This window comes from Streptococcus oralis subsp. tigurinus (assembly GCF_002093545.1).
Lineage (GTDB): Bacteria > Bacillota > Bacilli > Lactobacillales > Streptococcaceae > Streptococcus > Streptococcus oralis_C.
Genome location: NZ_LNVF01000024.1, coordinates 1 through 201, shown reverse-complemented (window position 1 = coordinate 201; position 201 = coordinate 1). Strand labels below are relative to the sequence as shown.

Genomic DNA, 201 nt, shown 5'->3' with positions numbered 1-201 from the left:
AGGAGATACACCTGTACCCATGCCGAACACAGCAGTTAAGCCCTAGAACGCCGGAAGTAGTTGGGGGTTGCCCCCTGTGAGATATGGAAGTCGCTTAGCTCGAGGGAGTTTAGCTCAGCTGGGAGAGCATCTGCCTTACAAGCAGAGGGTCAGCGGTTCGATCCCGTTAACTCCCATATAGGTCCCGTAGTGTAGCGGTTA

At 54.2% G+C, this 201-nt stretch carries 1 tRNA gene and 1 rRNA gene; both read left to right on the top strand.

What is annotated here, in order from left to right:
- Window positions 1-99 (top strand): 5S ribosomal RNA (rrf, locus tag ATE34_RS10885); the annotation flags it as partial.
- 4 nt (window positions 100-103) lie between these two features.
- Window positions 104-176: transfer RNA gene (locus ATE34_RS10880), tRNA-Val, on the top strand.
- The last annotated feature ends 25 nt before the right edge of the window (window positions 177-201 follow it).